We start from the raw sequence: 14222 nt of genomic DNA on the forward strand, positions 1-14222 counted from the left end.
TCATTAATTGAATCAGCCTATTTCTTCTTATTTTGCAGAAGGAACTTGAGATGATCGACCATGTCCTGAATATTTCGGGACAGATGCCAACGGCCGTGGGCGAAGACACCATAGTCCGCTCCCACCATGGCCGAGGCGAAGCGGGTGGAATTGGCATAGAATAACCACTCCTGGGTCCACTGCCTTTCTATGGCTTCGTCGAACATGTTGCTCTTATCAGCGACCTTCTCGTCCCAGGCCTTGAACAGTATATTGGTCGCGGTGAGAGTCATTTCATTGGTAGTGTTGATGGTATTCTCGAAGCGTTCCCAATGCCCTTTGACCCAATCTTGCGTGTGACATGCATTGCAGACCTTCTGTATCGCTTCGCGGCGTTTGGTTTGCTCCTCGGGATCGATCAAGAACTTCGCAGCGGGCTGTCCTGTCAGCGCTGTGGGCAAAGGCTGCCCGTCTTGATTCCTTATTATCGTCGTGTCCGGCGAGATGGGATGAGGGTGAGCGTAGGGCAGTCCGAATATTCTCCAGGGCAAGCGATCGTTCATCCGGTGAGTTCTTTTGGCGATCACGTCACCTTCAGGACTGACAAGAAGAGCGACGTGACAAACCGCACAGGTTGGGCCGGCAAAATCTTTGCCCACAGTCCAAGGAACGCTCTTGAATTCCCACTCGTCTCGCAGGGAGAAAAACAGATTGCCGTGCTTGCTCACGGAATAGGCCTGGTATGCCGGAACGTCCGGCCCCTTATGGCACTGGGAGCACGTGTAGGGCTTTCTGGCCATCTGCAGAGAGAATTGGTGCCTGCTGTGGCAGGGCGTGCACGATCCCTGACTCCCGTCCGTGTTTAGGCGTCCCACGGCCTGATTGGGCCAACCGGCAAGGACAGGGAATTCCATCTCGCCGAAATCGGTATCCCTCTTGTTCATGCCCTTTACTTCAATCGCAGTGCCGTGGCACTGAAAGCAGGAGTCGGCAAGGGTCTTTTCGTCAGGGTTGGCGGTCGATGTTTTCATGTCCTTGAACGTCTTTATTCCGTTAATGTCCTTGCCAAGGGTCTTGTACAGGTCGTTTTTTGCAAGATTGGCCCACGCGTGGGACATGAGATTCTTGTCGTATTCTTCCGCTTCTGTGGCGTGACAGACAGCGCAATCCTTGGGCGTCACCAAAAGGTGCACCTTCTGATCGTTGTGATTGAAGGTATCCTTGTGCGCATCCGGATTCAGCATGTGGCATTCCGCACAACCCACAACCACCGCGGAAAGTTTGTCGGGAATCTTCCGGTCCGTGATTCGCCGCTGCAACTCGGGCTTCTTGAGCGCCTCCTGCGGAGTGACGGTTGCGTGACGGCTGCGCCTCCAATCCGCGACCATCCCTGGAGTGGCGGTAGAATGGCAATCAATGCACTCCTGGGAAAGATCGCTAATAGGGGGCTTATCAGCTCCACTCGCACCATCAAGGGCGGACAAACCGACGAGAGCAGCAAGGAAGCAACACCTTAACAAAGACTCTCTCATTTTCGCGCACCCCCTGAGCCGCATAGCCCTGTTGAAAACAGGCGTCACGTTCCATCATTTCCCCGGCATAAGAAGAAAAGTGTCTTCTACTTCTCCAATTTGGCCAGTTCTTTGGCCAGGTCCTCGAGTCGGGGCATTATGTTGATGTCGTGTACGTCAATGTGACGAATTACGCCCTTCTTATCGATGACAAACAGCGCGCGCTCGGATACGCCGTCGCTTCGCAGCACCCCGTATTTTGCCGCCACCTCGCCGTGAGGCCAGAAATCCGATAGCACGGGGAACCAGAGCTTCCCCATCTGCTGAGTCCACGCATAAAGGGTCGGGACGTTGTCCACGCTGATACCGATTAGCACGGCGTCAGTCTGATCGAAAATATCTTGGGCAATATTATAACCCGGCCACTGCTGTGAACAAACGGGCGTCCACGCGGCCGGCACAAATGAAAGAACAACGTTCTTTTTGCCTCGATATTCGCTAAGCGCGACTCGGCCGCCCGCAAGATCAGGCAAAATAAAATCCGGGGCGGGGTCGCCTACCTTCATCTTCGACCCGCTATCAACGGGTTTCAGTTGACCGGGATTGTATATGCAGTAATCGAGAACGTCTCCGAACGCCGGAGCGGCAAGCGAGCACAGCACAAGAACTGCAACTACAATGCGCGAGGCAAGCACGTTTCGCTTTTCCAGGGTGTCCATGACTCCTCCTTGGCCCCCCATCAGGGAGCTAGAGGTAGACTCTTCAAGAACGCCTCAGCCGCGCTCAATTCCCCCACATGCACGTTGACCAACTCGAGCCCCTTTTTCCCACGCTTTTTGACAGTTATGAATGTGGGAGTCCTAACAGGCTGCGAGAAGGCCTTTTGAACGACAAAGTTGTCGTCCGGCACAAGAGGAAAACGGATCGCGAATTTCTTTCTGAATACATCAACCTCGAAAGGGGTATTGCCGGTGCCGATGCCTATGAGTTTGACCTTTCCACTATGCGCGGGATTCTTCTCTATCAATTCATGGCATTGATTAACTTTTGGGGCTTCCTTTTGGCAAATCGGGCAATACATGCTGAAGACCTCAATTATAATATACTTCCCTTTTACGTCCGCAAGCTTGAAATCGCCTGCAGTCGTAAGTCCAAGGTATTTTCGCTCCGCGGGATTGTCGGGCCCCGCGAACTTCATCTGCGCGAGCTTTTCAACATCGACTCGTAACGAATCCCCCGCGATGCCGGGTACACCCACAGCAACCGATAACACGCCGGCCACGGCACACAGAATCAAAATTCTTTTCATGGTTTCACCCGCCAAGAATGACAACACCGCTATTCTGATCCCGCGACCGAACGGCAGTCATAAATGATTCCGGCCGCTTGACTCAAGCGGTGGCGCTCCCGGGAATGCTGAGCGGCTGGAACATCTTCTTGCTCGCGCCGCAAACAGGACATTTCCATTCTTCAGGAAGGTCCTCAAACAGGACCCCTTTGGGTATCTTTCCTTTTTTGTCGCCTCTTGCGGGATCGTACAAGTAACCGCAATTTGGCGTCTGACACTGCCAGATTTGCGCAGGCTGAGACATTTTTCTTCTCTTTACTCCGTTTCAACAAATCTTGTTTTGCCGTCCGCGAACAGCTGGGGCAAGCCGTTCGGCAATGGTAGTAACTGAAGTGGAGGGAAATCTTCGTTCAGACCAATTTCCCTCCCGGAAATTCGTTCTACTCGACTGAAAAATATCTTTGGCACTAATCTCGATGGCGCCGGAATCAGGCTCAGGCCTTCCACAATCCGTGAAGGTTACAGTATTCCCGGGCGGTAAAGTTACCTTTGACCGGAAACACTGCCTCGGGGGCTTCCCCAGGCTTCAGGAATTGCCGATAGGCCTTTCCGTCGGACACAATTTCAATCCACTCAATGTAATGTTTTTCTTCCATTGGATGGGGAACGCTCCCCACTTTTACCTTGAGGCCATCGGACAGCATTTCCTGGACCGGGACATGCTTTTCACGAGCCGCGTCCACGGTGTTCTCTACAAACAACTTCATGGGCTGCTCGCAACAAACAAGCTCTCCCGCCCCCTCGTGAAGCATTTCCACTATGTTGCCGCACACTTCGCATTTGTAAATCTGGAGTTGTTGGGTCATCGCATTACCTCCTTAAGGCTGCTCAACAATTTTGGTGAACGTTTCGTAATGTCACCGCGGTACCGGTGATACCAATTTGCCGACGAGAAACTAACTTTACCCCACCCTGCGACATGCCGAGTCTTACTTTATGGAACGCTCAAGTATATAAATACACATCGCCGGGTAGCAAAAAACCGGAGTCCTATCTCTCAATATCACGATTACCAGTTTTCACTCAACACTTCATAATAAGCCTGGGGATGTGCGCAGGCAGGGCACGACTCCGGAGCCGCAAGCCCCTCGTGCAGGTAACCGCAATTGATGCAGCGCCAAACCACGGGGACATCCTTCTTGAATACTTTGCCGGCCTCTATGTTGGCCAGTAGCCCTAAATAGCGTTTCTCGTGGTGCTTCTCCGAAATGCTTACAGCTTCCCAGATCGTTGCAGCGGCATCAAAGCCCTCAGCCTTTGCCACCTTGGCGAATCCAGGGTACAGCTCGCTCCATTCGTGACGTTCTCCTTCAGCCGCGGCTCTCAAATTCTCGGCTGTTCCGCCGATAATTCCAGCCGGGAAAGGGGTTTGGACAAGGACGTCGCCCCCTTCGAGGAGCTTAAAGAACCTCTTGGCATGCTCCTTCTCCTGATTGGCCGTTTCATCGAAAATCAGACTGATCTGGACCAAGCCTTCGCTCTTTGCCTTTGAGGCAAAATAACTGTACCGGTTTCGCGCCTGGGATTCCCCCGCAAAAGACATAATAAGGTTTTTCTCGGTTTCAGAGCCTCTAATTGTTGCCACAGCATTCTCCTTTCTTCATTTTTTTCGCAATTGACGCCTTCGGGAACCGCCTTTACAGCCCGGGCATAGGCCCCCAAACTCCAGGTGATGCCAAAAGATCTCGAAATCGCTTGCCTCTGCAGCAATCTTGTCAATCTCGGAAATCAGGGCCACAGGAACATCCGCAACCCGCCCGCACTTAGTGCAGCGCACATGGTAATGATTGGCGGTCACAGCATCGAAGCGCTTCTGTGTGCCGGCTGTGCCCAGCTTCTGTACCATTCCGCACTCGGAGAGTATCTCAAGGTTACGATAAACCGTCCCCAGGCTGATCTTGGGGAGCCTCTTGCGAACCACCTCATAAAGCTCGTGAGCCGTCGGATGCGTACGGAGCTTCTCGAGTTCCGCGAGCATGATGCGGCGTTGCCGGGTCGTTCGGACTTGGCTTTGGGCTTCGGGTTCAGATGTCATTAGTAATAGTAACCATTACTAAACTAAATATACGGCCAAATTTCGCCTGTCAAGTCTTTTGAAAAATTAGAAGGGCTTTCTTGTTGTGAGCCTTACGGATCGGAAAAGTTCCTGGAATTCTCTTACGGGAGCAGCGGAGACCGTGGTGCGGGATCGGACTGGGCCGGAAGCCATCATGGAGGGTGCCGGCCCCATCAAGAAAACAGGTGGCCTTTGTGCCGATCCCAAAATATGCTAGTTGCCGAACCGATGTCTGAAATTAGGGTCTTTTCGCCGGCCGCTCACCCGCGATTTCTTCTCAGTCACCGAACAAGGACACAAATTTGAAGTTCAAAGAATCGAACAGCCCTTGATCGGTCAGCTTTAATTCAGGGATGGGGGTGAGGGCCATAAAAGACAGCGTCGCGAAAGGGTTTTCCAGGGTGCAGCCCATTTCGTGAGCGCAGCGGACTACCTCTTCCAGCTTGTCACGAACCTCTTCGATGGGTTTGTCCGACATCAGCCCCGCGATTGGCAGGGGGAGCCGTGCCAGGACGTGGCCATTGTCGACGGCCGTCATGCCGCCTCCCATGCCGGCTGCTTCGTGTGCCGCTGCCAGCATGTCCGCATCGTTGGTCCCCACCACGATGATGTTGTGGGAATCGTGCGCTACGGTCCCGGCAATGGCCCCGCGTTTGAGTCCGAATCCACGAATCAAGCCTACGGAAAAGGCTCCGGTGCCATGGTGTCGTTCGATAACCGCTATTTTCAGTATGTCCCGCGGCGGGTCCGCGACAACGCGACCGTCCGAAACAGGGGCTTCTTCAACCACTTTTTTGGTAACTATTTGCCCCGGAATGACGTGGATTATCTTAACCATTTGTCCTTCAGCCGGAATCGAAAGGTCGGAGACCTTGCTCCAATCCACATTGACGCTGTCGCGCACTTTCAAAAGGCCGTGAGACTCGATCGAGGACACCAACTTCCCATTTTCCGCTACAAGGCGGCCCGAACGGTACACCTGGCTTATCTTGATTTCCTTGAGGTCTTCGAGAACCAGAAGGTCCGCCTCGTACCCGGGCAGGACAGCGCCCAGCCCATTCAGTTTGAAATGCGACGCGGGGTTGATGGTTGCCATTTGAATGGCACGGACCGGGTCGATCCCTTTGCTCACCGCGGTTCGAACGAGCCTGTTTATGTGCCCTTTCTCGAGGATGTCCCCCGGCTCCAGGTCGTCCGTAACGAAAAAACAATTCCGTGAATCGTGGTCTTTGACCAGTGGGAGCAGGGTGTCCAAATTCTTCGCAGCTGATCCTTCGCGGATCATGATGCGCATCCCGGTTTGAAGTTTTTCACGGGCCTCTTCAAGGGTGGTGCATTCGTGATCCGACCGTATCCCCGCGGCGATGTACGCGCACAGTTCCTTTCCAGAAAGGCCGGGAGCGTGCCCGTCCAGCACCTTATTCTTGAACACCTCTATTTTTGCCAGGACTTCGGGGTCGGCCATGAGCACCCCCGGATAGTTCATCATTTCCGCCAGACCCAGGACCCGCGCGTTATCCCTGAATTGTTCCATGTCCTTATGGCTGAGCGAGGCCCCGGAAGTTTCAAACGGAGTGGCCGGCACGCAAGAAGGGAACATGATGAAGACCCGAAGCGCCGCGGCCTCGCTCGAATCGAGCACGTACCGGATGCCCTCCAATCCTAAAACGTTTGCGATCTCGTGAGGGTCGGCAACCACGGTGGTTGTCCCAAGCGGCGCTACGTTGCGCGCAAACTCCGGGATGCTCAGCATGCTGGATTCCAGATGCAGGTGCCCGTCGATAAACCCCGGAGCTATATAGCGGCCGTGCAAATCAATTGTTCGCACTGCTTCATAGTCCCCGAAGCCCACGACAAGGCCTTGATGAATTGCTACGGAAACAGGATGGATGCAGCCCGCGAAAACGTTTACCAGTTGGGCATTTTTAAGCAGAAGATCAACAGGCTCTTTTCCCAGAGCTACTTCGATGCGGTGTGCAAGATCCATTTGTTCCTCCCCCGCGTTTAAGTCACACCGACGCGGTATTGATTGCAGTGCGGCATCCACAGTCTTCATAGGTGATTGCGGGCAACGCGTTGAAGAATATTTTCTTCACGTTCTCCACGTTTCTGTTCATAGTGTCCGCGATCATTTCCCAGGTCACGGGCTCCTCGGAATGGTGCCACGCGTCGTAATCCGTACTCATCGCGGCCACCGCGTAGCAGATGCCGGCCTCTCGGGCGAGAACGGCCTCCGGCACCGTGGACATGTTGATGATATCTCCACCCCACATGCGGAACATCTTGCTTTCGGCTCTGGTGGAGAAACGCGGCCCTTCGATTGTCACTACGGTACCCTTGGAGTGGTGAGCCACGCCTTCCTGGACCGCGGTGGCGACCAGAATCTGTCTGAGACGTTCGCAAAAAGGATCGGCCATCGAGATGTGCACCACCTGATCGCCTTCGTGAAAGGTGCTTCGGCGCTGTCTCGTCTGGTCAATAAACTGGTCGGGAAAGACGAGATGGCCGGGTTCGATCTCTTCCCTCAAGGAGCCGCATGCCGTGGTAGCGATGATGTGGGTCACGCCCAGGTCTTTCAGGGCCCAGACATTGGCCCTGTAGTTTACGGCTGACGGGCGGATGCGGTGGCCTTTGCCATGCCGGAGGATGATACTCACTTCCGTGTCTCCGGCCTTGCCGACAACAACGTCGCCGGAGAGGGGGCCGAAGGGCGTCCCTTTTTTCACGATCTTAACATCCGTGAGGAAGTCCGGATCATCGAATCCCGAACCGCCTATCATGCCTACCTTGACCACGCTTTTTCTCCTTCCGCGCTTGCCCGACAATACCTTAGTCTCTGGTGAAAATATTTTTGTGCAACCCCGCGGCACCGGGACCCGCGGCAATTTCTTTGGCCGGCCGCTGATTTTACGGTTCCAGACCTGTTTGTGTCAACACAAAGAGACGATTCACCAAGCGATGCACCGTAGAATTAGCCTGCTCGGGGCCGCTGTTTTGGGCTGTTCTGAGATTCGCGCAGGCCGGCGCGAAGGACAATTTCTGATTGACATTCCGAAAGGTTGTCAACTAGATTGCGGAATATAGAGGAGTTTCGACAACGTCGCGCTTCCGCTGGAGGGGAGGGTCCTTCTGCTCGTACGATCTGTCACGCGTATTTTCACCATTCTTCTTGCGGGGATATTAATGTTCCTGCCCATGTGGGGTCATGCCCAAATTGCCGCACGGGGGGAGGCCCTTTTCCTGGGTGTGAAAAAGTCGGACCGCGTCGGGAAAACCTCTGCAATACCTGATGGTAAACCGGATGCGGTTTTTTCCCTCACCTTGAATCCACAGCCCTCGAAAGCAAGAATAACCGAAATTGAAATCCAGGCTGTTTCAGGGAGTGCCGGGATTTGGAATACGCGCGGCAAAAGCCCTGATATAGGATTTGTGGGAGTGGCCAAGGCCAAAAACCCTGCCCAGATTGTCAACCCAAAGGGGGGGGAGTTAAATCTCAATCCTCTCGAAGACAAGGGGTTGCTCCTTTTCATTACAGAAGACCCTGCCTTGAGTCAAACAGACCGCAGGTTCCAGGTCAAAGTCAGCCATAAAGACGGGTCGGCATGGACGGTGCCGGTCAAAGCCGAAGCGGCCGCGTCCCCGGTCGACGCCGGTGTCAAGGCCGGTGCATATCCTGTGCGGATGTCCGCGGTGTTGAAGGGCGTTTCGAATTACGATGCCGTCGGTCCCGGTAAGAGCATAACGGGCGATGACAAAGCGGACGGGCTGTTTGTGTTGACCGTGGAGGCCAGAGACAAGCAAATCACGGCAATTGAGATAAGGAACGTCGATGGTGTGGCTTCGGCATGGGACACAGTGCCGAACAGCGACAAACCCTCCGTGGGCGTAGCGCTGACTTCCGATCCCGTTCGTCTTTTGAACAACCGTGATGGCAGCGTGGCAATTCAGGTCAAGGACAAGGTGGATTTGAACCTCTACGTCGCAGACAACGGCAGCATTGCGGCCGGAAAGACAAACTACCGCATCTCGGTAAAATTCAGCGACGGTGGCCTTTCGTGGTGCCCTGTGGAGAAGGCCTCCGCCACGGCCCCCTCGGCCGCGGAGGAACCCAAAGTCGGTACCTCCAGAGTGAATTTCCTTGGAACATGGCTTGGATTTGTCTCCACGGACGCCGTGGGGCCTTATTTGGGTTTGAAGCCTGACGGGAAAGCGGACGCGGTCTTTGGTCTGGACATTGAAGTTTCCCCCCCCAGCCATATCACAGGGATTGAAATCAGCAGCGTAGACGGGACACCAAGGAAATGGAGCACCGGTTCGGAACCTGGGAGCTGGGGCCTTGGTGTGGCCTATCAGAATTCGCCTTCGACCCTGCTCAACAAGTCCGACAGCTCAGTGATGATCCCCCTTGACAAGCGGCTCCAGTTGTATTTGTACGCGGCTGACCCCGGCGATCTGGCAACGACCAGCCAACGCTTCAGAATTGTGGTGAAACTCGCGGACGGCTCTTCGTACCAACAATTTGTCCAGAGATCGCCTTCAACAACAGCCACGGTGGCGCCTTCGGGCGAAGAGCCGGCCAGAGCCAAGGGGATAATTACCTGCGAGTTCAGGGGGTTCATAGCCGATCTCGTCAACACGTCGACAAGGCCGGGAAAGGACGGCTACCTGGACGGGACTTTCATAATGAGTATCCAGGTCGATGACAAGAAGCTGGCCAAAGTCGAGATCAAAGGCAACGATGCGTCGGTCCGCTGGTCGAGCGAGCCCAAGGCGCCGGTCATGTTCCTGGGGGTTGCGTTGTACCCGAACATCTACAAATTAGTGAACGAAAAGGGCGGCGCGATGCAGGTGCCTATTTCCGGCCGCCGTACGCTCTATTTGTACGCCGCGGACAACGGCCTGTTGTCTGATCCGAAATCTCTGCTGACCGTGGTCGTTACCTTTACGGACAAAACCACGCTCTCCACGGAAGTGGTTAAGTAACCCAGGGAATTTCAAGAGAGATTTGCTTACTCCCAAAATTTTCCTGCCGAAATTGCATATTTAAGAGCGCATTGTTCCGATCCGTTCGAGGTGTAACCAATGAGAGAGGTGGTGCTTGAACACCCACGCCCTGTTGAGGAAAGTCCGCTCCGGCCGGCCGACGTTCCTGTCCCGGAGGCCGCGGAAGGGGAGATACTGATAAAGGTCCAAGCGTGCGGCGTTTGCCACACGGACTTGCATACAGTGGAAGGAGACCTGGCACTGCCGCGGCTGCCCCTCGTGCCCGGTCACCAGGTGGTCGGCCGTGTCCACAAGACAGGCCCGCAGGCAACGAGGTTTTCCGCGGGAGAGCGCGTTGGCGTGACGTGGTTCTACTCAAGCTGCGGCTTATGCAGATTTTGCGAGGAGCAAAGGGAAAATCTGTGCGAACAGGCTCGATTCACCGGTTACCACGCGGACGGCGGGTACGCGGAATACATGGTCGTGCCGGAGCGATCCGCCTTTCCGGTGCCGGAAGTCTTCTCGGATGCGGAAGCCACACCGCTCCTTTGCGGCGGAGTCATAGGATACCGCGCCATGAGGCTCAGCGAGATCAAACCCGGTGGGCGGCTCGGTTTATACGGATTCGGAAATTCCGCGCATATTGTGATCCAATTGGCGGTTCACATGGGTTGCCAGGTCCATGTCGTCACTCGCAGCCGCAAGCACCAAGACCTTGCCGAGGAATTGAGCGCGGTCTGGGTGGGTTCCGCGGGTGACACCCCTCCCGGGCCGATGGATGCTTCGATAATATTCGCTCCTGCCGGCGACCTTGTGCCGCAGGCTTTGAAGGACCTCGGCCGCGGCGGTACCCTGGCCCTGGCCGGCATCACCATGAGCCCGATTCCTCAGATGGATTATAGCCTCGTGTACGGTGAGAGAACGATCCGCAGCGTGGCAAACACCACCCGCTGCGATGCCGAGGAATTGCTGAAAGCCGCGGCCGAAATCCCCGTCCGAACGGTTGTCGATACCTTCCCCTTGGAAGAGGCTAACAAGGTCCTCCACATGATGAAAACAAGCGCCTTGAAAGCCGGCGCGGCTTTGATTGTTTGATCATTGCGGGGAGCCCCTTTTTGCAAAAAGGGGCTCCCCGCACCCCTCACCAAAAACTCCTAATATTCTTTCTTGCTGGTCAGCCTCCGCCAACTGGCGGAGGCTGACCAGCAAGAAAGGTATCGAGTCATTGCATAGGGCATGTCGCAAGGCTTCTAAAACAACTAGAATCAATGAAGGGGGATCCTGGCGGCATGACCGAGCGCGTTTCGATGACTATCGCAGCGGCACCTCTGCTGCGCCAGACCACAGAAAGTGTCTCAAAACCCTGAAATGGACGCATTTCCGGGTAGGGGCGCTTCGAGAAGCGCCCAGATTTCGGGCGGTTCACGAACCGCGCCGTACCGACCATGTGTTGAAATTGTCAGTTTTGAGACAGTTTCCACATCTCTAGGCTTCTAACGCGGCTTCACGGCAGCCGCTCTAAATTTTGCTAATTCCGGAGTAGGGCGGGCCGTGCCCGCCAATTTCTTGATTCGGAGGCTACACGCCGCCCCTGAACTATCATCGAACTGAAAGTCATGCACCATGACCGCAATTCCGTGGTTCCATCTATTCCCATTTATCACAGCGTCCACCGGCTTCTACTCCGACGGCAGGCATTTTGACACCAGTAATCCCAAAATACTTCTTGGGTTGCTGATTGGGGGGAGTATCCCCTATTTCCTGCCCGCGATCCCTGCTGCCGTGACCAAGTGGCTGATCCTCACTTTGGCTTTTAAGACTAGGCCCAGGATAGCAAGAATAGTCCTGGTTGCCGTGCTGGAGCCACTTTGCTTTATGGTGATAACGGCTTTGCTCCCCTATACCTTGTTTCCTCTCCAGCCCGATCTTTTTGAACCTCCCCTCATCCTTCTCATTTATCCAGTATTCCTCATGCTCCCCAACCTGCTTCTCTTTCCACCAAGGGGCCAACTCGCGGAATCGGGCTACCACTTCCCTAGACGGATGCTCTACGCGTTTGCTATCGGGCTAATCTACTGTACCTATTTTCCTTTGGTGCTCTTGACTCTCGGAATTTGGCTTGGAAAATACTAGTAGGCTGCTATTTGCAGGATCAACTGAGGATATGCTACGGTACTTCGCCGAGCGATCGAAACCCAACGGCTCAAGACTGGAATCGTATTCTCCATAATGAACAAATATCTGCCAACTAGGAGTGGTCGGAGTCGTGCTTTTGTCTCGTGGTACTGGCTTTCCCGGCTAAGACCCGTCTTGACACACTCACAGCGGTTCGCTATCCTGTAAGAGGACGAATCAGCCTGTTCTCCGCCCCGGAGGTTGACGTGATAGTAGCCAAACCCAAGGCTTTTGCTGATATACGACAAATGACCCAGGGATATTCTCGTATACTCGTCGCGGGATGCGGCACATGCGTGGCCGTGTGCCTGACCGGCGGAGAAAAAGAAGCGAGCCTGCTTGCAACGCAACTAAGATTGGCTGCGCGGGTCGAAAACCAAAACCTTTCCGCCGTTTCTGCAACGGTGGAACGCCAGTGCGACAGGGAATTTCTGCACCTTTTTCGCGATCACATCGAACATGTGGACGCTGTTGTTTCCTTGGCATGTGGCGCGGGCATTCAGTTTCTGGCTGAAACCTATCCCGATACTCCTGTATTTCCCGGCGTGGATACCACTTTTATAGGCGTGGCCGAAGGCGCGGGCATTTGGACCGAGCGCTGCAAGTCGTGCAGTCAGTGCTATCTGGGAATCACAGGCGGCATTTGCCCCGTGACCATGTGCGCGAAAAGCCTATTGAACGGCCCATGCGGCGGACCCAACAAGGGAAAATGCGAAACCGACCCGGAAAAAGACTGCGCCTGGGTTCAGATAATCAACCGGCTGGCAAGTCAATCACGGTTGGACATTCTTAGGACCGTGGTACCGCCGAGCAGGAACGATTTGCAGACCCGGCCCTGGAAGGTCGTCCGTGACGAGTATCAGAAGAGGTTTTCCACTGACTGATCCATTTGACGTGTCGTTTACGGAACGGCGCCTTCTTTGAGGTCTATCCGCAATAGCTGGTAAAGAGATGCACAAAAAAGTGGCCATTATCGGCGGTGGTATTGCCGGCCTCTGGAGCGCGTGGGAGTTGGCGCGGCAGGGGATCGACTCCACTGTTGTCGAACGGTCGGCTTTTCTCGGTGGCCACGTGGCCGGGTTCGCGTGCAAGGCCACTGACCGGTGTCGCAGATGCGGCGCGTGTCTGCTGGAAGATGTGCTTCAAAACGTGACGAAATCGGACCGTATCAGCTCGCTGCTCCGAGCGGAGGTCTTCAAGATTGAGAAGACCAATGGCGGCTTCGATCTGACGGTTTCTCAAAAGCCGCAGCGAATCTTCCCCGAAAAATGCACCGACTGCGGCGATTGCGAAGCAAACTGCCCTGTGCCAGGTGCTCTGGTCCGCTCCCCTCTGACGAATCAACTCTCAGTAGATGAAGAAGTGTGCCTTTTTTACAAAGACGGTTCGTGTCGCGCATGCCTCGAAGCTTGCACCGCAGGCGCGGTCAAATTGGATGGGGCCGTTCAGGACATTCAACTTAATCCATCCGCTGTGATCCTCGCGACGGGTTTCAAGCCCTTTGACCCGACCAACAAACCGCGATTCGGATACGGCAGAATCCCAGGGGTTGTGGCGGCTCCGGAGTTGGATTCCATGCTCAGGCGGGACAATTGGCCCGGTGACCGGAGAATGCGGTCCATTGCTTTTATCCAGTGTGTGGGCAGCCGGGATGCGAAGATCGGCAGGAACTATTGCTCGCGCGTTTGCTGCGGGTACGCCATGAGACTGGCGAGGCTCTTGAAGTACCGCTTCCCTGAAGTTGAACCCAGCATGTTCTATATGGATATTCAGACCTACGATCGCGATTTTGACCGCCGCCTTGCTGAAGCTGCACGAGAAGTGCGGCTGGTGCGCGCGATTCCAAGCGAGGTGCGCCTTGGGCCGGACGGCAGCCCGGAAGTGATCTATCACGGTCCGGAAGACCACCGGCTATCGGAATCATTTGACATGGTGGTGTTGAGCGTGGGGATCTCCCCACATGCCGCGGACCTGTTCGGGGCACTCGCAGGCTTGTCCTACAACCGGGACGGATTCCTCGGCGCCGACGGCGAAGGCGTAACCACCGGCCAGGAGGGCGTCTTCGTTGCCGGCACAACCCAGGGGCCGCGTTCGATCAGTGAGACTGTTTCGCATGCCATCAGCGCGGCGGCCGCGGTTTCGTCGTATTTGGGCAATTCCCGATAATGGA

General features: G+C 55.0%; 14 protein-coding genes. 5 read left to right on the forward strand and 9 right to left on the reverse strand.

Translation table 11 applies throughout. The features are described from left to right. Positions 1-17: 17 nt before the first annotated feature. The 9 genes from HY913_20535 to mtnP form a co-directional block, all read right to left on the reverse strand. On the reverse strand, positions 18-1511 hold the full coding sequence (locus tag HY913_20535) for a cytochrome c3 family protein (protein ID MBI4965677.1): 1494 nt from the start codon (positions 1509-1511) through the stop codon (positions 18-20). 86 nt (positions 1512-1597) lie between these two features. Next, positions 1598-2209: a peroxiredoxin gene (locus tag HY913_20540; protein MBI4965678.1), complete on the reverse strand. Its 612-nt coding sequence runs from the start codon at positions 2207-2209 to the stop codon at positions 1598-1600. A gap of 20 nt (positions 2210-2229) precedes the next feature. Next, complete coding sequence (locus HY913_20545; protein ID MBI4965679.1) at positions 2230-2799, reverse strand: TlpA family protein disulfide reductase; 570 nt, start codon at positions 2797-2799, stop codon at positions 2230-2232. A gap of 82 nt (positions 2800-2881) precedes the next feature. After that, entirely contained in the window at positions 2882-3082 is a 201-nt protein-coding gene (locus tag HY913_20550; protein ID MBI4965680.1) for a rubredoxin, read from the reverse strand. A 190-nt stretch (positions 3083-3272) separates the two neighbouring features. Next, a complete protein-coding gene (locus HY913_20555; GenBank protein ID MBI4965681.1) occupies positions 3273-3644 on the reverse strand; it encodes a desulfoferrodoxin in 372 nt (123 codons plus the stop codon). A gap of 203 nt (positions 3645-3847) precedes the next feature. After that, the gene (locus tag HY913_20560; protein ID MBI4965682.1) at positions 3848-4423 is read right to left on the reverse strand and encodes a rubrerythrin family protein; all 576 of its coding nucleotides are present in this window, start codon (positions 4421-4423) and stop codon (positions 3848-3850) included. A 15-nt stretch (positions 4424-4438) separates the two neighbouring features. Then, a complete protein-coding gene (locus HY913_20565) occupies positions 4439-4873 on the reverse strand; it encodes a transcriptional repressor (GenBank protein MBI4965683.1) in 435 nt (144 codons plus the stop codon). Positions 4874-5171: 298 nt separating this feature from the next. Continuing rightward, positions 5172-6881 (reverse strand): adenine deaminase, encoded by a 1710-nt coding sequence (gene ade, locus HY913_20570; protein MBI4965684.1) that lies wholly within the window; start codon positions 6879-6881, stop codon positions 5172-5174. A gap of 22 nt (positions 6882-6903) precedes the next feature. Continuing rightward, on the reverse strand, positions 6904-7689 hold the full coding sequence (gene mtnP / locus HY913_20575) for an S-methyl-5'-thioadenosine phosphorylase (protein MBI4965685.1): 786 nt from the start codon (positions 7687-7689) through the stop codon (positions 6904-6906). Between the two features lie 388 nt (positions 7690-8077). On the opposite strand from mtnP, the gene HY913_20580 reads away from it, so the two are divergent. The 5 genes from HY913_20580 to HY913_20600 all read left to right on the forward strand — a co-directional run bounded on the left by HY913_20580 (position 8078) and on the right by HY913_20600 (position 14218). Next, complete coding sequence (locus HY913_20580; GenBank protein MBI4965686.1) at positions 8078-9877, forward strand: hypothetical protein; 1800 nt, start codon at positions 8078-8080, stop codon at positions 9875-9877. A 99-nt stretch (positions 9878-9976) separates the two neighbouring features. Then, complete coding sequence (locus tag HY913_20585; GenBank protein ID MBI4965687.1) at positions 9977-10972, forward strand: zinc-dependent alcohol dehydrogenase family protein; 996 nt, start codon at positions 9977-9979, stop codon at positions 10970-10972. Positions 10973-11500: 528 nt separating this feature from the next. Further along, entirely contained in the window at positions 11501-12010 is a 510-nt protein-coding gene (locus HY913_20590) for a hypothetical protein (protein ID MBI4965688.1), read from the forward strand. Positions 12011-12258: 248 nt separating this feature from the next. Continuing rightward, positions 12259-12936 (forward strand): methylenetetrahydrofolate reductase C-terminal domain-containing protein, encoded by a 678-nt coding sequence (locus HY913_20595; protein ID MBI4965689.1) that lies wholly within the window; start codon positions 12259-12261, stop codon positions 12934-12936. Positions 12937-13003: 67 nt separating this feature from the next. Further along, positions 13004-14218, forward strand: coding sequence for a CoB--CoM heterodisulfide reductase iron-sulfur subunit A family protein (locus tag HY913_20600; GenBank protein MBI4965690.1), 1215 nt, complete (start codon positions 13004-13006; stop codon positions 14216-14218). Positions 14219-14222 lie beyond the last annotated feature (4 nt).

It is taken from the genome of Desulfomonile tiedjei (genome assembly GCA_016212925.1).
Lineage (GTDB): Bacteria > Desulfobacterota > Desulfomonilia > Desulfomonilales > Desulfomonilaceae > JACRDF01.